The sequence below is a fragment of the Aquihabitans sp. G128 genome (assembly GCF_019048865.1).
Taxonomy (GTDB): domain Bacteria; phylum Actinomycetota; class Acidimicrobiia; order Acidimicrobiales; family Iamiaceae; genus Aquihabitans.
On the sequence record NZ_CP077604.1, the window covers coordinates 324,148 to 340,370 of the forward strand.

General features: G+C 73.3%; 15 protein-coding genes and 2 pseudogenes. 9 read left to right on the top strand and 8 right to left on the bottom strand.

Annotated elements, in window-relative coordinates; genetic code table 11:
• Positions 1–10: 10 nt before the first annotated feature.
• A complete protein-coding gene (locus KSP35_RS01485; protein WP_216998481.1) occupies positions 11–1,219 on the bottom strand; it encodes a low temperature requirement protein A in 1,209 nt (402 codons plus the stop codon).
• Between the two features lie 117 nt (positions 1,220–1,336).
• On the opposite strand from KSP35_RS01485, the gene KSP35_RS01490 reads away from it, so the two are divergent.
• The 4 genes from KSP35_RS01490 (at position 1,337) to KSP35_RS01505 (ending at position 5,623) form a co-directional block, all read left to right on the top strand.
• A complete protein-coding gene (locus KSP35_RS01490) occupies positions 1,337–2,719 on the top strand; it encodes a deoxyribodipyrimidine photo-lyase (RefSeq protein ID WP_216998482.1) in 1,383 nt (460 codons plus the stop codon).
• A gap of 81 nt (positions 2,720–2,800) precedes the next feature.
• Positions 2,801–3,799: a heat-inducible transcriptional repressor HrcA gene (gene hrcA / locus KSP35_RS01495; RefSeq protein ID WP_216998483.1), complete on the top strand. Its 999-nt coding sequence runs from the start codon at positions 2,801–2,803 to the stop codon at positions 3,797–3,799.
• A gap of 10 nt (positions 3,800–3,809) precedes the next feature.
• Entirely contained in the window at positions 3,810–4,928 is a 1,119-nt protein-coding gene (gene dnaJ / locus KSP35_RS01500) for a molecular chaperone DnaJ (protein WP_216998484.1), read from the top strand.
• A gap of 41 nt (positions 4,929–4,969) precedes the next feature.
• Positions 4,970–5,623, top strand: coding sequence for a 16S rRNA (uracil(1498)-N(3))-methyltransferase (locus KSP35_RS01505; protein ID WP_216998485.1), 654 nt, complete (start codon positions 4,970–4,972; stop codon positions 5,621–5,623).
• 54 nt (positions 5,624–5,677) lie between these two features.
• On the opposite strand, the gene KSP35_RS01510 is transcribed toward KSP35_RS01505, so the two are convergent.
• On the bottom strand, positions 5,678–6,238 hold the full coding sequence (locus KSP35_RS01510; RefSeq protein ID WP_216998486.1) for a transcriptional regulator: 561 nt from the start codon (positions 6,236–6,238) through the stop codon (positions 5,678–5,680).
• Positions 6,239–6,441: 203 nt separating this feature from the next.
• On the opposite strand from KSP35_RS01510, the gene hemW reads away from it, so the two are divergent.
• Positions 6,442–7,500, top strand: a complete 1,059-nt coding sequence (gene hemW, locus KSP35_RS01515; protein WP_216998487.1) for a radical SAM family heme chaperone HemW — start codon at positions 6,442–6,444, stop codon at positions 7,498–7,500.
• Positions 7,501–7,521: 21 nt separating this feature from the next.
• On the opposite strand, the gene KSP35_RS01520 is transcribed toward hemW, so the two are convergent.
• Positions 7,522–8,208: an HAD family hydrolase gene (locus tag KSP35_RS01520; protein ID WP_216998488.1), complete on the bottom strand. Its 687-nt coding sequence runs from the start codon at positions 8,206–8,208 to the stop codon at positions 7,522–7,524.
• A 60-nt stretch (positions 8,209–8,268) separates the two neighbouring features.
• On the opposite strand from KSP35_RS01520, the gene KSP35_RS01525 reads away from it, so the two are divergent.
• Entirely contained in the window at positions 8,269–8,877 is a 609-nt protein-coding gene (locus tag KSP35_RS01525) for a DUF998 domain-containing protein (protein ID WP_216998489.1), read from the top strand.
• Here the strand turns inward: KSP35_RS01525 and KSP35_RS01530 are convergent.
• The 3 genes from KSP35_RS01530 to KSP35_RS01540 form a co-directional block, all read right to left on the bottom strand.
• A complete protein-coding gene (locus KSP35_RS01530) occupies positions 8,869–9,294 on the bottom strand; it encodes a globin domain-containing protein (protein WP_216998490.1) in 426 nt (141 codons plus the stop codon). The two genes, KSP35_RS01525 and KSP35_RS01530, sit on opposite strands and share 9 nt — an antisense overlap.
• Positions 9,295–9,672: 378 nt before the next feature.
• Entirely contained in the window at positions 9,673–11,349 is a 1,677-nt protein-coding gene (ettA, locus tag KSP35_RS01535) for an energy-dependent translational throttle protein EttA (protein ID WP_216998491.1), read from the bottom strand.
• An 83-nt stretch (positions 11,350–11,432) separates the two neighbouring features.
• The gene (locus KSP35_RS01540) at positions 11,433–11,900 is read right to left on the bottom strand and encodes a MarR family winged helix-turn-helix transcriptional regulator (protein ID WP_216998492.1); all 468 of its coding nucleotides are present in this window, start codon (positions 11,898–11,900) and stop codon (positions 11,433–11,435) included.
• A 131-nt stretch (positions 11,901–12,031) separates the two neighbouring features.
• Here KSP35_RS01540 and KSP35_RS01545 point away from each other — a divergent pair, with 131 nt between their 5' ends.
• Positions 12,032–13,078, top strand: coding sequence for an ATP-binding cassette domain-containing protein (locus KSP35_RS01545; protein ID WP_216998493.1), 1,047 nt, complete (start codon positions 12,032–12,034; stop codon positions 13,076–13,078).
• On the opposite strand, the gene KSP35_RS25015 is transcribed toward KSP35_RS01545, so the two are convergent.
• Positions 13,053–13,184 (bottom strand): hypothetical protein, encoded by a 132-nt coding sequence (locus tag KSP35_RS25015; RefSeq protein WP_256444519.1) that lies wholly within the window; start codon positions 13,182–13,184, stop codon positions 13,053–13,055. The two genes, KSP35_RS01545 and KSP35_RS25015, sit on opposite strands and share 26 nt — an antisense overlap.
• A 40-nt stretch (positions 13,185–13,224) precedes the next feature.
• Between KSP35_RS25015 and KSP35_RS25435 the strand changes: the two are divergent.
• A pseudogene (locus KSP35_RS25435) lies at positions 13,225–13,734 on the top strand (ABC transporter permease); the annotation flags it as partial.
• A gap of 204 nt (positions 13,735–13,938) precedes the next feature.
• Here the strand turns inward: KSP35_RS25435 and KSP35_RS23835 are convergent.
• Complete coding sequence (locus KSP35_RS23835) at positions 13,939–15,141, bottom strand: hypothetical protein (protein ID WP_254126928.1); 1,203 nt, start codon at positions 15,139–15,141, stop codon at positions 13,939–13,941.
• A gap of 167 nt (positions 15,142–15,308) precedes the next feature.
• On the opposite strand from KSP35_RS23835, the pseudogene KSP35_RS23840 reads away from it, so the two are divergent.
• Positions 15,309–16,211, top strand: a pseudogene (locus tag KSP35_RS23840) (2-oxo acid dehydrogenase subunit E2); the annotation flags it as partial.
• Positions 16,212–16,223: the final 12 nt, after the last annotated feature.

Below are 16,223 nucleotides of genomic sequence, written 5' to 3' on the forward strand. Positions count from 1 at the left end.
GAGCCCCGCCTCAGGCGCCGGGATCCAGCTCGGTCGCCGGTGTGGGCGCGTCGGCGTCGAGGACCATCCAGGCCGTGAGCACCAGCATCACCGCGGCGCAGCCCCCGGCGGTCTCGACCACGCCGGCGGTGGCGCCCAGGACCAGCATCAGGACGGCGCCGACGATCTTGGGCCAGACGCGGATCTGGCCGAGGCGCAGGCCGTTCACCAGCATCACGAGCACCAGGCCGAGCAGGTAGGTCGCCGCCGGGACCGCCACGGCGAGGGCGGCGATGCGGGGGCTGCTGTGGTGGCCGCCGGGCAGCAGGTTCTCGGCGTCGAGCGCCACGCCCGACCCCATGGCGGCCAGCGATGCGAACACCACCACGTGGGCGTAGCCCCACCGGAACGACCGGCCCGGCGCCGGAGCCAGGTGGCCGGGGTGGTCGAAGTAGAGCCACCACGCCCCGAACGCGAGCACCAGGCCCCCGACGGCGATCACGGCGAGGTCGAGGGTCAGGCCGCCGGCGTCGAAGGCCTCCTGGAAGCCGGCGGTGGCCGAGAGGATGGTCTCGCCGAGGAGGATGATCACGAAGAGGCCGTAGCGCTCCTCGATGTGGCCGGCGTGGAACCGGGCCCGGCCCTCGCCGGCGGCCCGCTCGGCGTAGACGGGGATGGCCAGCTCGGCCACGGCCAGGACCACGAAGCTGGCGAGGGCGAGGCCGTCCGGGACCAGCAGGCGCAGCAGCCACAGGGCCTGCAGGCCGACCAGCGGCAGGGCGTAGCGCAGCGCTCGGGGTCGCTCGTCGGGGTGGTCGCGGGCCACGCGCAGCCAGCTGGACACCAGGCCCACGCGGGCGATGGCGTAGCCCACGGTCACGATCACGAAGTCGCCGTGCTCGGCCGCCTTGGTGACGCCGGCCGCCAGCACCAGTGCGCCCGCCATCTGCAGCAGCGTGAGCAGCCGGTGGGTGACGTCGTCGGAGTCGTGCGCCGAGGCGAACCAGGTGAAGTTCATCCACGACCACCAGAGCGCGAAGAACATGGTGGCGAACCCCACGAGCGCGTCGCCCACGTGCTCGGCGCCGAGCTGGTGGTGCAGCGCGGCGGCGGCCCGCCCGACGGCGACCACGAAGACCAGGTCGAAGAACAGCTCGAGGTTGGTGGCGGCGCGGTGGCCCTCGTCGGGGTCGCGCAGCACCGCTCGGCCGCGCAGGCGGCTGGTGTCCAGGGTGGGCATGGCGCCCGACGGTACTCGGCCCCTGTCACCCGATCAGGCGGCGGGACTGGCGCCGCTGCCAACGGGAAGGTGGGGCGGCCATGATGCGGCGATGACCCTCGAACCCGGCCGGCAGCGGTGAGCGACAGCACCGGCGTGGTGTGGTTCCGGCGCGACCTGCGCCTGGCCGACAACCCGGCGCTGCGCGCCGCCGTCGACGCCCACGACCGGCTCGTCGCCCTCTTCGTGCACGACCCGGCCCTCGCCAAGCCCTCCGGCGCCAACCGCCTCGTGTTCCTCCACCGGTGCCTCGACGCCCTCGACGAGGACCTCGACGGCCTGCTGGTGGAGCGCCACGGCGACCCCGCTGCGGTGGTGGCCGCCGTCGCCGCCGAGGTCGACGCCGAGGCCGTGTACGTGGCCGAGGACTTCGGCCCGTACGGCAAGCAGCGCGACGACGCCGTGGAGGAGGCGCTCCTCGCCGCCGGTCGCACGCTGGAGCGGGTGGGCAGCCCGTACGCCATCCCCCCCGACACCCTCTTCACCGGTGGCGGCACGCCGTTCAAGGTCTTCACCCCGTTCTCGCGCGCCTGGCGGGCCCACGGCTGGGACGCGCCGGTGGCGGCACCACGCTCGGCCGTCTGGCTCGAGGGCGTCGACGGCGGACGGGGCCACGGCGAGCGACCCGCCACCCCGGACCCCGACGCCACCGACGGCCTGCCCGACGGCGGCGAGGCCGCGGCCCACCGGCTGGCCGACGCCTTCCTGGCCGACCGGGTCGACGACTACACCGACGACCGCAACCGGCCGGACCTCGACCGCACCAGCCGGCTGTCGCCCCACCTCAAGTACGGGACGGTGCACCCCCGCCAGCTCCTGGCCCGGCTCGGAGGGAGCGGCGGGGCCACGACCTGGGCCGGCGAGCTGTGCTGGCGCGACTTCTACGCCGACGTGCTCCACCACCGCCCCGAGACCGCTCGCCGCAACTACGCCGCCGCCATGGACGGCCTCGAGTGGGACACCGGGAAGCGGGCCGACCAGCGCTTCGAGGCCTGGTGCCGGGGCGAGACCGGCTATCCGATCGTCGACGCCGGGATGCGCCAGCTCCTGGCCGAGGGGTGGATCCACAACCGGGTCCGCATGATCACGGCCTCGTTCCTGGTGAAGGACCTGCACGTCGACTGGACCCGGGGCGCTCGCTGGTTCCTCCAGCACCTCGTCGACGGCGACCTCGCTTCCAACAACCACGGCTGGCAGTGGACCGCGGGCACCGGCACCGATGCCGCTCCGTTCTTCCGGATCTTCAACCCGACGGCCCAGGGCCTGCGGTTCGACCCGTCGGGCGACTACGTCCGCCGGTACGTGCCCGAGCTCCGCGGCATCGAGGGCAAGGCGGTGCACGAGCCGGCCAAGGCCGGCGGCGACGACCTGTTCGGCGGGGGCGCAGGCGGCTACCCGGAACCGATCGTGGACCACAAGGCCGAGCGCGAAGAGGCCCTGGCCCGCTACCAGCGCCGCTGAACCGACGGCGGCCGCCGCCGAGGGAGGGATCGCGTGCTGGCACTCGGTAGGATCGAGTGCCAACGAACCCGAGAGGTCGCCATGCTCGACGAGCGCAAGGCATCCATCCTCCGTGCCGTGGTGGAGGAGTACATCAAGACCGCCCAACCCGTTGGCTCGGGCCACGTGGTCGACGCGCCCGGCGTGAGCGTGTCGTCGGCCACCGTGCGCAACGAGATGGCGGCGCTCGAGACCGAGGGCTTCCTCGCCCAGCCGCACACCTCGGCCGGCCGCATCCCCACCGAGAAGGGCTACCGCTACTTCGTCGACGCCCTCGCCCAGCCGTCGCTCGACCGGGGCTCGGCCCAGCAGGTCCGAGCCTTCTTCGATCGGGCCCACGGCGAGATCGAGCAGATGCTCGCCGACACCACCCGCCTCCTGACCGGCCTCACCGACTACGCAGCGGTGGTCGTGGGCCCGCCCAACGACGCCGGCAAGGTGCGGTCGGTCCAGCTCGTCAGCCTCACGCCGCGGGTCGCTCTCCTCGTGGCCGTGCTGGCCAACGGCGTGGTCGAGAAGCGCACCGTCGAGCTGGCCGAGGACACCGACGAAGCCGTGCTGCTCCGTGCGGTGAACGCGCTCTCGCCCGCCGCCATCGGCGAGCCGTTCGCCGTGCTCTCCCTGGTCGCACCGTCGCACGACCCGGCGGTCGAGGCCGTGCTGGGCCGGGTTCGCTCGGTCGTCGGCCAGGGCGGCGCGGATGAGGGCGACCACGTCTTCGTCAACGGCGCCTCCCGCATCTCCGCCTCGTTCGAGGCCGTCGAGACCGTGCGCTCCGTGCTCACCATCCTCGAGCAGCAGCTCGTGGTGGTGTCGCTGCTGCGCGACGTCGTCGACCGGGGCCTCAACGTGGCCATCGGCTCCGAGACCGGGATGCAGCCGCTGGCCGACTGCGCCCTCGTGGTCGCCCCCTACACCGTCGACGGCGAGCGGGTCGGCACCGTCGGCGTGCTCGGCCCCACCCGCATGAACTATCCCCAGGCGCTCGCCGCGGTGGCCGTGGTCGGCCAGCGCCTCGGGCACCGGCTGAGCGAAGGCTGAAGCGAACCAGGTGTCCACCGACTACTACGAGCTGCTCGAGGTCGAGCGCAACGCGTCCGGCGACGAGATCAAGCGGGCGTACCGCGTGGTCGCCCGCAAGTACCACCCCGACGCCAACCCCGGCGACGCCACGGCCGAAGCCCGGTTCAAGGAGATCTCGGTCGCCTACGAGGTCCTGAGCGACCCGTCGAAGCGCGAGCACTACGACCGGTTCGGTGCCGACGGTCCGCGGGGCGGCGGCGGTGACCCGTTCGCCGGCTTCGGTGGCGGCGGCGGCCTGGGCGACATCTTCGACGCCTTCTTCGGCGGGGGAGGCGGCGGCGGTGGCGGCCGCACCGGCCCGGCGTCGGGGCCCGACCTGGAGGTCGCGGTCGAGATCGACTTCGAAGGCGCGGTGTTCGGCACCACCCAGGAGGTCTCGGTGCGCACCGCCGTGCCGTGCGAGGCGTGCGAGGCCAGCGGGGCCAAGCCCGGCACCCACGCGGCGCGCTGCGACCAGTGCGGCGGCGCCGGCCAGGTCCGCCAGGTGCGCCAGAGCATCCTCGGCCAGATGGTCACCGCCGTGCCCTGCCCGGTGTGCCGTGGCGCCGGCGAGGTCATCGCCGACCCCTGCGACGTGTGCAACGGCGAGGGCCGGGAGGTCACCGACAAGACCTACACCGTCGACATCCCCGCCGGCGTCGACACCGGCTCCACCCTCCGGCTGAGCGGCTTCGGCGCCGTCGGCCCGCGCGGCGGCGGCCGAGGCGACCTCTACGTCCAGGTCCGGGTCCGCCCCCACGCCCGGTTCCGTCGCGAGGGCGACGACCTGGTGCACGAGCTGCACCTGCCCATCACCCAGGCGGCGCTCGGTGCGGTCATCGGCTTCGACACGCTCGACGGGGCCGAGGACCTCGTGGTCTCCCGGGGGACCCAGACCGGCAAGGTGTTCCGCCTGCGGGGCCGGGGCGTGCACCACGTGCGCGGCCGCGGTCGCGGCGACATCCTCGTCCAGGTCGTCGTCGACACGCCCACCGACCTCGAGCCCGAGGTCGAGGAGGCGCTGCGGGCCATGGCGGCGCACCGCGGCGACGACGTCGCGCCGGCGGAGAAGGGCTTCCTCTCCCGCATCAAGTCGGCCTTCTCCTGAGCACCGAGCCGGTCCCGTCCGGCGGGGGACCGCTGGTCTTCGTGGTCGACCTGGCCCGGCCCACGCTCGACGACGGCGACCTGCACCACCTGTCGCGGGCGCTGCGCCTGCGGCCGGGCGACCCGCTGGTGCTCAGCGACGGCGTGGGCGGCTGGCGCCGGGCCCGGTTCGCCGGGGCCGAGCCCGAGGTCGACGGCGAGCCCGTCGCGGCGCCGCGACCGGCGCCACCGGTGGAGGTCGCCTTCGCCCTGGTGAAGGGGACCAAGCCCGAGCTGGCCGTCCAGAAGCTCACCGAGCTCGGCGTCGACGCGGTCCGGCCGTTCGTGGCGGCGCGGTCCGTGGTGCGCTGGGACGCCGCCCGCTCCGAGAGCGCCCTGGCCCGCCTCCGCCGCGTGGCCCGCGAGGCCGCCATGCAGAGCCGCCGGGCCTGGCTGCCCGAGGTGCACCCGGTGGCTTCGTTCGCCGAGGTCGCCGCCGACCCCCGTGCCTGTCGCGCCGATCGAGGTGGCGCCGCACCCTCGCTCGACCGCCCCCTGGTGCTCACCGGCCCCGAGGGCGGTTGGGATGACGCCGAGCGGGCGTTCGACCTGCCCACCGTGGCCCTCGCCGACGGCGTCCTCCGCGCCGAGACCGCCGCCATCACCGCGGGCGCCCTCCTCGTCGCCCTGCGGGCAGCCCTGGTCCTCCCCGCCTAGGAAGGTCGGGGAGACGCCCTCGACGGCGTTCGCCGGAGGCCGCCAGCCGGCGACTCAGCGAGAGGCGTCGAGGACCGGCGTGCCGCGGAACAGGATCCCCAGCTCGTCGAGGCGCTCGGTGGTGAGCTCGCTCGGGGTGTCCAGCACGCAGGCGATGGCCCGGAGGTCGTCGCGGCGGATGGTGAGCACCCGGCCGTTGAAGTCCTGGCGCTGCACCTGGATCATGGCCAGGTAGCGGCGCAGCATCTCGCCGGTGGGCCCGCTGATGTCCTCGACCCGGGCGAGGTCGATGACGATCTTGCGGGGGGCGGGGCTGGCGGGCTGGGTGAGGTCGAGGTAGGTCCCGTCGGCGCGGCCGTCGGCGGCGTCACGGGGCAGGAGCTGGTCGACCGGGACCTGGTACACCCGGGCGAGGCGGTGGAGGCGGGGGACCGAGATGGCCCGCTCGCCCCGCTCGTAGGCGCCGAGCACGGAGGCCTTGAACTCCTGCTCGGAGAGCTCCTCGGCCTCTTGCAGCGAGAGGCGCTTCTGGCGCCGGATGGCCCGCAGGCGCTCGCCGACGAGGCGGGCGTAGCCGGCGGACTCCGGGTCGAGGTCGTTCTCAGCCGATGGCATGGCGGGGTGCTCCTGGGTGAACGGGGGCTGCGCACGCAGCGCGCTGGCTGTCCAGGTTACATCACGGAGCGCGGTAATGCCACGATGCGTGAACCCTCGACCGGGGCGCCGTCCCGCTCCGCGGTCGCCTTCGCCCGACCGGGTGACCAGCCGGGCGCGACCGCCCGGCGGGTGGCCCGGACCTGGTCGGTACGCTCCTCGCCATGGCGTTCGGGCTCTACCTCCACGTGCCCTTCTGCCGGCACCGGTGCGACTACTGCGCCTTCGCCACCTGGACCGATCGCCACCACCTGGCCGAGCAGTACCTGGCGGCCTGTCGGGCCCAGATCGTGGCCGCCGCACCGGACCTGCCTCCGGTGACCAGCGTGTTCGTGGGCGGCGGGACCCCGACCCTGGTCGATCCCCACGCCCTGGTCGACGTGCTGGCGGCCGTGCCTCTGGCGCCCGGTGCCGAGGTGTCCGTGGAGTGCAACCCCGACGACCTCACCGCCGACATGGCGGCCACCTACGCCGCAGGCGGGGTGAACCGGCTCTCCATCGGCGTGCAGTCGATGGTGCCCGAGGTGCTGGCCACGCTGGGCCGGGACCACGACCCCGCCAACGTCCGCCGCGCCGCCGAGGCCGCCCACGCCGCGGGCCTGGCCTTCAACCTCGACCTGGTCTACGGCGCCGCCGGCGAGACCCTGGCGCAGTGGCGGCGCTCGCTCGACGAGGTGGTGGCGCTCGACCCCACCCACGTCAGTGCGTACGCCCTGACCGTCGAGGCCGGCACGCCGCTGGCCGCCGATCCGGCCCGCCACCCCGACGACGACACCCAGGCCGACCAGTACCAGCTGGCCACCGACGTGCTCGGCGCCGCGGGCTACGAGTGGTACGAGATCTCCAACTGGGCCAAGCCGGGCCACGAGTGCCGCCACAACCTCCTGTACTGGACCGAGGGCGAGTACCTGGCGGTCGGGTGCGCCGCGCACGGCCACCGCGACGGTCGGCGCTCCTGGAACTACCGCACCCCCGAGCGCTACGTGGCCGCCATCGAGTCGGGCCGGTCGCCGGAAGCCGGCGCCGAGGAGCTCGAGGCCGACGACCGGCGGCTCGAGGGGCTGCAGCTGGCCATCCGGACCCGGGACGGCATCGCCGCCGAGGAGGTGGCCGCCGAGGTCCTCGTCGAGCTGGAGGGCCTGGTCGTCCGGCGGGACGACCGCGTGGTGCTCACCCCGCACGGTCGCCTCCTGGCCAACGAGGTGGCCATCCGGCTCACCTGAGGGGCCGGGTCGCCCGAGCGATCAGGCCAGGAGCGGGAGCAGGTCCAGCAGGGTGGCGATGCGGTCGCAGTCGACGGCTTCGCGCACCCCGAGCGGGTCGACGAGGACCGGGTGGACGCCGGCGGCCCGGGCGCCGCGCACGTCGTACTGGTAGGCGTCGCCCACGTGGACGGCGCGATCGGCGGTGGCGCCGACGAGGTCGAGGGCCAGCTCGAAGATGGCGGGATCGGGCTTGGCCACGCCCACCGCGCCGGAGTCGACGATCGCGGCGACCTCGACGCCCGGGCCGGGGCCCACCTGGAGCAGGCCCGAGGCGGTGAGCAGGTCGGCCACGGTGCCGTCGGCGTTCGACACCACCACGATGGGGATGCCGGTGGCCGCGAGGGCGGCGAGCGCCTCGGCGGCCCAGGGGAGCGGCTGGGTCCAGAGGCCGCTCTGCTCCCAGAGCCCTTCGAGCACCGCGGTGGCCGCGGCCTGGCGGTCTCCGACGAGGCCGAGGTGGGTGGCGTAGGCCTGGTGGTAGTCGCCGAACACCTCGGGCTCGGCCTCGGCCGCATCGATGGCGAGGACGCCTCGGTAGTGCGCCTCGAACAGCCGGTCGGGGTCGACGTCGAAGCCTGCGGCGGCGAACCGCTCGACGATGCGCTCGGGCTGCGGGCACACGAGCACCCCGCCGGCGTCGAGGAAGATGGCGTCGAACCGCGGCACGGGGCGACCGTACTGCGGCGCCCGCTGCTGCCGACCCCACGGGCGGGGTACGTTCCCGCGGTGACCGATGCCGCTGCCGTGACCGCTCCTGCCGGGTCGGAGGCACCGTCCCGGGCGGCGTGGGCGCTGGTTGCCGCACCCGTGGTGTTCGTGGGCGGGTGGGCGGTGATGGGCGCCACGTGGTCGACCTACTCGCCCCGCCGCCAGGCCATCAGCGACCTCGCCGCCGTCGACAGCCCCCGGCGCTGGCCGATGTTCGTGGTGTTCGTGGCCTACGGCGTGCTGATGGTGATCGGCTCCCAGGCCCTGCGCCGCTCGTCGGTCCGGCTGGCCTGGCCGGCGGCGGCCGTCAACGGCCTGGCGCTCATCGGCGTGGCCCTGTTCCCGATCCACCGGTCGACGTTCATCGACGACCGCCACGGGAACGCCGCCCTGATCGCCTACCTCAGCATCGCCGCCCTGCCCGTCCTGGCGGCTCGGGGCCTGACCCGCACCGGGCACGGGTGGGCGGCCATCGCCTCGATCGTGGCCGGGGTGGCGTCGATCCTCTTCCTCGCCTCGGCCTACGGCAACGACTACGTGGGCGCCCTCCAGCGCACCGGCGCCGGGATCGGCGACATGTGGACCTTCGTCGCCGGCGTCGTGCTGCTCCGCCGCCGCTCAGCCTGAGGGCGCCCGGGCGGTCATCATCCGCTCGGCCACCAGGTCGTGGACCCCGGCCCAGGCTTCGAGCGCACCGCTCGGGTGGCCGCGGGCCAGCTCCGGGCCGCCGACCTCGCTGAGCGCGGCGAGCAGGGCGTCGCGGCTCGCTCGGTAGTGGGCGGCTCGCACCCCGTAGGCGGCGTGGCTGCCGCCCAGGTCGGCCGTGCGGTCGAGGAAGGTGCCGAAGTCGCCGAGCACCGAGACCAGGACCTCGAGCTCGGCGGTGAACTTGTCCTGCTGGTCGCCGAGGTCGTCCGGGAACAGCTCCCGCACCTCGGGGTGCAGCCGGAACAGGTGCCGGTAGAAGGCCTCGCCCAGCGCTGCAGCGCGCGGCGAGAGGTCGGCCCACGTGGCCCCCACCACCACGAGCTCCTCGGGGGTCACGACGGCAGGCGATCGTTCGACGACATGCCCCCACCCAACACCAGACCACGGCCGACCACATGGGTAGCCCCTGCTCATTCGCTGAACGAGCCGCGGTGAGCAGAGATCGGGTCAACCACCGTTCGAGTTCGGCGGACCGGCACCGAGGCGGTGGTTCGCACCCAGCGAACGAGCAGGGACGGGCGGCGTTCGCCGAAGGCGACAGGGCCCGAGCGGCCCGGGACGACGCGAAGCGAGTCCCGAGAGCGGAAGGAAGAGCGAACGGCCGCCGTTCCCGAAGCGCGAGGAACGAGCCCCCAGGAGCGGCAACCGAGCGCCAGCGAGGTCCGCCGGAGGCCACCGACCCGCGAAGAGGTCGGCCCGTCTACGAGAGGCAGGTCACCGAGCGAGCGGCTTGTACTTGATGCGGTGGGGTTGGTCGGCCTCGGCGCCGAGCTCCTTCTTGCGGAAGGCCTCGTACTCGGAGAAGTTGCCCTCGAACCAGCGCACCTGGCTGTCGCCCTCGAAGGCGAGCATGTGGGTGGCGATGCGGTCGAGGAACCAGCGGTCGTGGGAGATGACCACGGCGCAGCCGGCGTAGGCCTCGAGGGCGTCCTCCAGGGCGCGGAGGGTGTCGACGTCGAGGTCGTTGGTGGGCTCGTCGAGCAGCAGCACGTTGCCGCCCTCCTTGAGGAGCTTGGCCAGGTGGACCCGGTTGCGCTCGCCGCCGGAGAGCACCCCCACGGCCTTCTGCTGGTCGGAGCCCTTGAAGTTGAAGGAGGCGACGTAGGCCCGGCCGTGGATCTCGCGGCCGCCGACCACCAGGTCGTCCTTGCCGCCGGTGATCTCCTCGTACACGGTCTTGGTGTCGTCGAGGCTGTCGCGGCTCTGGTCGACGTAGGCCAGCTGCACCGTCGAGCCGATGGTGATCGAGCCGCTGTCGGGCTGCTCCTGGCCGGTGAGCATCTTGAACAGGGTGGTCTTGCCGGCGCCGTTGGGCCCGATGATGCCGACGATGCCGGCCTTGGGCAGCGAGAACGACAGGTCCTCGACGAGGAGCTTGTCGCCGAAGCCCTTGGCTACGTGGTCGACCTCGATCACCTGGTCCCCGAGGCGGTCGCCGGAGGGGATGAAGATCTGGAGCTTGGCGTCGCGGCCTTCGGCCTGCTTGGACTCCTCGAGCAGCTTGTCGTAGGCCGCGAGGCGGGCCTTGCCCTTGCTCTGGCGGGCCTTGGGCGACATGCGCACCCACTCGAGCTCCTGGTTGAGGGTCCGCTGGCGCGACGACGCCTGCTTCTCCTCGAGGGCGAGGCGCTCGGACTTCTGCTCCAGCCAGCTGGAGTAGTTGCCCTCGAAGGGGTGGCCCTTGCCCTGGTCGAGCTCGAGGATCCAGCCGGCCACGTTGTCGAGGAAGTAGCGGTCGTGGGTGATGGCCACGATGGTGCCGGCGTAGTCCCGGAGGAAGCGCTCCAGCCAGGCGACCGACTCGGCATCGAGGTGGTTGGTGGGCTCGTCGAGCAGGAGCAGGTCCGGTGCCGAGAGCAGGAGCCGGCACAGGGCGACGCGGCGGCGCTCGCCGCCGGAGAGGTTGGCGACCTCGGCGTCACCGGGCGGGAGGCGCAGGGCGTCCATGGCGATCTCGAGCTTGCGGTCGAGGTCGTTGGCGCCCTTGGCGGCGATCTCGGCCTCGAGGCGGGCCTGCTCCTCGCCGATCTTCTCGTAGTCGGCGTCGGGGTCGGCGTACTTGGCCAGGCAGGCGTCGTACTTGGTGAGCAGCCCGGCCACCTCGGCCACGCCGTCGAGCACGTTGTCCTTGACGTTCTTGGTCTCGTCGAGGTGGGGCTCCTGCTCGAGCATCCCGACGGAGAAGCCCTGCGTGAGGCGGGCCTCGCCGGTGAAGCCGTCGTCGCGCCCCGCCATGATCTTGAGCAGCGAGGACTTGCCGGCGCCGTTGGAGCCGAGGACGCCGATCTTGGCCCCCGGGTAGAACTGGAGGTTGATGTTCTTCAGCACCTCGCGGTCCGGCGGGTAGAACCGGGTGAGCTTGTGCATCGAGTAGATGAACTGCGCCGCCATGAGAGCGGTACCTCCGAGGTCGCGATGGTGCGCCGGGCTGCCGGCGCGAGGTGACCAACCTAGTGGGGGTGGCGGCGGCGCCCTCAGTGCATCCCGACGTGCGTGGGGTCGGGGAGGTCGAGCTTGGCCAGCGCCTTGGCCAGGTGGCGCAGGTCCGAGACCGGGAGGTCGGCGAGCTGGGTGGGGGGGCGGGAGAAGCCGTCCATGCCCGCGGTGCGGGTCTTCTCGCCGGCGGGGGTGAGCCAGACCTCCTTCACCCGCCGGTCGGCGGCCGAGAGCCGGCGCTCCACGAGGCCGAGCTGCTCGAGGCGGTCGATCCGGTTGGTCACCCAGGACGGGTCGCAGGCCCAGTGCTCGGCCAGAGCCCGCTGGGTCACGCCGGCGTCGGGCTGCATGTGGAACAGCGAGATCATGTCGCTGATGTGCAGGCCCAGCTCCTGGGCCACCTCTTCCCGCCGCGCCTGCTGCGACAGGAACAGGCGGGCGATCTGGCCCCAGGCGTCGTGGGCCAGGACCGTGCGCTCGTCGGCGCCCGCGGCGGCGCTCGGCATCGAGAAGTCCGGGGGGGAGGCCCATGCCCCGACGATAGCGACCGTTGTCAAGGCCCAACCATTGGGAGGTCCAAACCTTTGATGCAGATCAATCCTTGACAATGCTCAAAGGTTTCGCGACGGTGGTCGACATGCCGAACCAACCAGCCATCGAGGTCGCGGGCCTCACGAAGCGCTTCGGGGACGTCGTCGCCCTCGACGGCGTCGACCTGTCGGTGCCCGCCGGCACCGTCTACGGCCTGCTCGGGCCCAACGGCGCCGGCAAGACCACCACGGTGCGCGTCCTCACCACCATCATCAAGCCAGATGCCGGCTCCGCCCGGGTGCTGGGGCTCGACGTCGCCGAGCACGCCCAGCGGGTGCGGGCCAACATCGGCCTCGCCGGCCAGTACGCCGCCGTCGACGAGCAGCTCACCGGCCGGGAGAACCTCGAGCTCGTCGGCCAGCTCACCCACCAGCCGCGGGCGCAGGTCCGGGCCCGGGCCACCGAGCTCCTCGATCGGTTCACGCTGGCCCACGCCGCCGACCGCCCGCTCAAGACCTTCTCCGGGGGCATGCGGCGTCGCCTGGACCTGGCGGCCTCGCTGGTCCACCGGCCGCCGGTGCTGTTCCTCGACGAGCCCACCACCGGCCTCGACCCGAAGTCCCGCAACGACCTGTGGGACCTCATCCGGGAGCTGGTGGCCGAGGGCACCACGCTGCTCCTCACCACCCAGTACCTCGAAGAGGCCGACCAGCTCGCCGACCGGATCGCGGTCATCGACCGCGGCACCGTGATCGCCGACGGCACGGCGTCGCAGCTCAAGGCCCAGATGGGCGCCACCGTGCTGGAGGTCTCGTTCGCCGACGCCGGCGCCGCCCACGCCGCGCTGTCGACGGTCGCCGGCGTGGCACCGGGGGCCGAGGTCGAGGGCACGACGGTCCGGGCCCCCGTCGACGACGGCGCCCGCACCGCCATGGAGGTGCTCCGGGCCATCGACGGCGCCGGCCTCGAGGTGGGCGGCCTGACCGTGCGCGAGCCCAGCCTCGACGACGTCTTCCTGAAGCTCACCGGTCGGCGGGCCGAGGACGTCGAGGGCGTCGAGGCCGGCGACGACCTCGACGGCGGCGACCCGACCGAGCCCACCACCGACCAGGACCGGCGTGGGCCGGTCACCACCGCGGGAGCGAACCGATGACCACGATCGACACGACGGCCACCACCCCCTCGCCGGCCGCAGCGGCCGAGCTGCCCGCCGGCTCCACGCTGGGCTGGGCGGTCCGCGACACGCTGGCGCTCGCCAAGCGGAACCTCCTCCACTACACCCGGGTGCCGCAGCTGCTGGTGTTCACCTTCATCCAGCCGATCATGTTCGTGCTGCTGTTCCGCTACGTGTTCGGCGGGACCATCCGCATCCCGAACGTGCGCTACGTCGACTACCTGATCCCCGGCATCTTCGGCCAGATCGTCGTGTTCGGGGCCACCTCGACCGCCATCGGCCTGGCCGAGGACATGGGCAGCGGCATCATCGAGCGGTTCCGCTCGCTGCCCATGGTGCGCATGTCGGTGCTGGCCGGGCGCACGGGCGCCGACCTGCTGCGCAACGCCGGCGTGGTCGTCGTCATGCTCCTCGTGGGCATGGCCGTGGGGTTCCGGCCCCACGGCGTGGGCGGCGTGGTGGCGGCCTCGCTGCTGGTGCTGGCGTTCGCCTTCGCCCTGTCGTGGATCATGGCGCTCGTCGGGCTCAAGGTCGCCAACGCCGAGGCGGCTCAGGCCGTGGCGTTCCCGCTCCTGTTCCCGCTCACGTTCGCCTCGGCGGCCTTCGTCCCGGTGAACTCCATGCCCGGTTGGCTCCAGGTCTTCGCCGCCCACCAGCCGGTCACGGTGGTGGTCAGCGCCGCCCGGGGCCTCATGCTCGGTCCGGACGCCTCGGCCGACCTCCAGCGCTTCGGGGTGTTCAACACCTCCACCGGGGGGCTACGTCCTGCAGAGCATCGCCTGGATCGTCGGGATCCTGGTGGTGTTCGTGCCCCTCGCCGTCCGCCAGTTCAACAAGAGCTAGCCGGCGAGGAGGCGCAGCGACACCACGGCGTTGGCGCCCAGGAACAGGACGGCGCCCGCGCCGCACGCCCGTCGCACCGTCGGCGAGAGGCGGGCTGCGTCGACCTGGGAGGCAGCGGCGGCGAGCACCACCACCAGCGGGACGATGGCCACCAGCCAGTACCGGGCGAGGATGTGGTAGCCGATCGAGAACCGCCAGGCCGCGAGGATGGCGATCGAGGCCAGCGCGTAGTGGACGGCGAGGAGCCGCCCCTCGTCTCGCTGGGTCCGGATCGTGCGGGCCACCGCGGCCTTGCCGCCCCGACTGGTCCGCACGACCCACCACCCCGCGGCCGCCACGATGAGCAGGCCCACCGCGGCCAGCGCCGCACGGACCAGGCCGTCGACCTTGGCCAGGACGATCTGGTTGTTCTCGCTGTAGGGGAGCCCCCCGCCGAAGACCGAGCCCAGGGCACCCAGCGAGTGGAAGACGTCTCCCGGGGCGAAGGACCGGTCGGCGATCGGGGCGACGTCGGCGCCGTGGAGGCCCCGGTACCGCAGGTACCAGAGGCCGACCGGCAGGACCGTGCTGCCCACCAGGGCCAGGGCGGCGATCGTCGCTCGCGCCGGGCGCCGCTGGTGCAGGACGCGGAGGGCCAAGGCCACCACGAGCGCCACGCCGATGTAGCGGAAGGCCACGGTGGCCACGCAGCACGCCCAGGTGGCGGCGGCGTTGGCCACCGTGGGCTTCCGGGCCCAGCGCTCCCCGGCGACGATGGCCAGCAGCGCCGCGGCGAGGAAGGGCCCCTCCGAGAGCACCGACCCGAACAGGAGGGTGAACGTGCCGCCACCGGCCAGCCACAGGACCACCACCCAGGCCACCGGCCCGGTCCGGCCGCCCGCCGAGCGGTAGAGCGCGAAGCCGGCCACCACGGTGGTGGCCCACGCCAGGCCGTTCACCACGAGGGCGGCGCTCGTGGTCGACACCCCGGTGACGGCCACCGCGGCGATGGCGAGCGCCGTCCCCGGCGGGAAGTGGGTGGCGTCCTCGTGGTCGGGATCGCGGAAGCCGCGCCCGTCGCGGAGGTCGTCGGCCACGTCGAGGTAGCTCTTGGAGTCCCGTCCGACGTCGATCCCGACGCGAGCGGTGAGCCCCAGGGCCACCCCCACCACCAGCAAGCCGGCCACCACCGGAAGCAGCAGCCGTCGATCGTTCGCCATGTCGCCCCCCTCTGCCCCGGAGGGGCCGGCCGAGGTTAGCGAAGCCGTGCTCGGTGGACGGCCAGCAGCACTCGGAGCACCGGGGCCGGTCGGTAGGCTCGACGCCGATGGCCGAAAACCCCAGCCCCACCGACGCCCTCGGACCCAACGCGTGGCTCGTCGACGAGATGTACGAGCAGTTCCTCGAGGACCCGAAGTCCGTCAGCGACAGCTGGCAGGACTTCTTCGCCGACTACCAGCGCGACAGCGACGTCACCGCCACGGTCACCGACAAGGCGCTGCCCGCCACGGGTCGCACGGGTGACACCGCCCAGGTCGCCGCCGTGAAGGCGGGGTCGCCGCCGCCCGCCGTCGCTCCGGCCCCGGCTGCCAAGCCGGCCGCGCCCAAGGGCACGGGCATCTCCGCCGACGGCACCGCCGAAGTGCCCGGCGAGGTCCTCCGCGGGGCTTCGGCCGCCATCGTCCGCAACATGACCGCCAGCCTCGAGGTGCCCACGGCCACCTCGTTCCGCGAGGTGCCGGCCAAGCTGCTCGAGGTCAACCGCCGCATCATCAACGGCTACCTGACCCGGACCCGCGGCGGGAAGATCAGCTTCACCCACCTCATCGGGTACGCCATCGTCCGCGCCGTCGCCGACAACGTCCCCAACATGAACAACTCCTTCCTGGAGGGGCCCGACGGCAAGCCGCGCGTGGTGCGCCACGACACCGTGGGCCTGGGCCTGGCGGTCGACGTCGAGAAGAAGGACGGCAGCCGCACGCTGTTCGTGCCGGTCATCAAGGACGCCGACACCCTCGACTTCCGCGGCTTCTGGGGGGCCTACGAGGACCTCATCCGCAAGGTGCGCTCCAACAAGCTCACGCCCGACGACTTCGCCGGCGCCAGCATCACCCTCACCAACCCCGGCACCATCGGCACCGTGCAGTCGGTGCCGCGGCTGATGCCCGGCCAGGGCGTCATCGTGGGCGTCGGCCGCCTCGACTACCCGGCGGCCTTCGGCGGCTCCGACCCGCAGGCGCTCGCCGAGATGGGCCTCTCGAAGGTCATGACGGTCACCTCGACCTACGACCACCGCATCATC

Coding starts and splice junctions, on each gene's coding strand:
- KSP35_RS01485 (WP_216998481.1), bottom strand. CDS start 1,219: ATGCCCACCCTGGACACCAGCCGCCTGCGCGGCCGAGCGGTGCTGCGC.
- hrcA (WP_216998483.1), top strand. CDS start 2,801: ATGCTCGACGAGCGCAAGGCATCCATCCTCCGTGCCGTGGTGGAGGAG.
- KSP35_RS01510 (WP_216998486.1), bottom strand. CDS start 6,238: ATGCCATCGGCTGAGAACGACCTCGACCCGGAGTCCGCCGGCTACGCC.
- hemW (WP_216998487.1), top strand. CDS start 6,442: ATGGCGTTCGGGCTCTACCTCCACGTGCCCTTCTGCCGGCACCGGTGC.
- ettA (WP_216998491.1), bottom strand. CDS start 11,349: ATGGCGGCGCAGTTCATCTACTCGATGCACAAGCTCACCCGGTTCTAC.
- KSP35_RS01540 (WP_216998492.1), bottom strand. CDS start 11,900: ATGCCGAGCGCCGCCGCGGGCGCCGACGAGCGCACGGTCCTGGCCCAC.
- KSP35_RS01545 (WP_216998493.1), top strand. CDS start 12,032: ATGCCGAACCAACCAGCCATCGAGGTCGCGGGCCTCACGAAGCGCTTC.
- KSP35_RS23835 (WP_254126928.1), bottom strand. CDS start 15,141: ATGGCGAACGATCGACGGCTGCTGCTTCCGGTGGTGGCCGGCTTGCTG.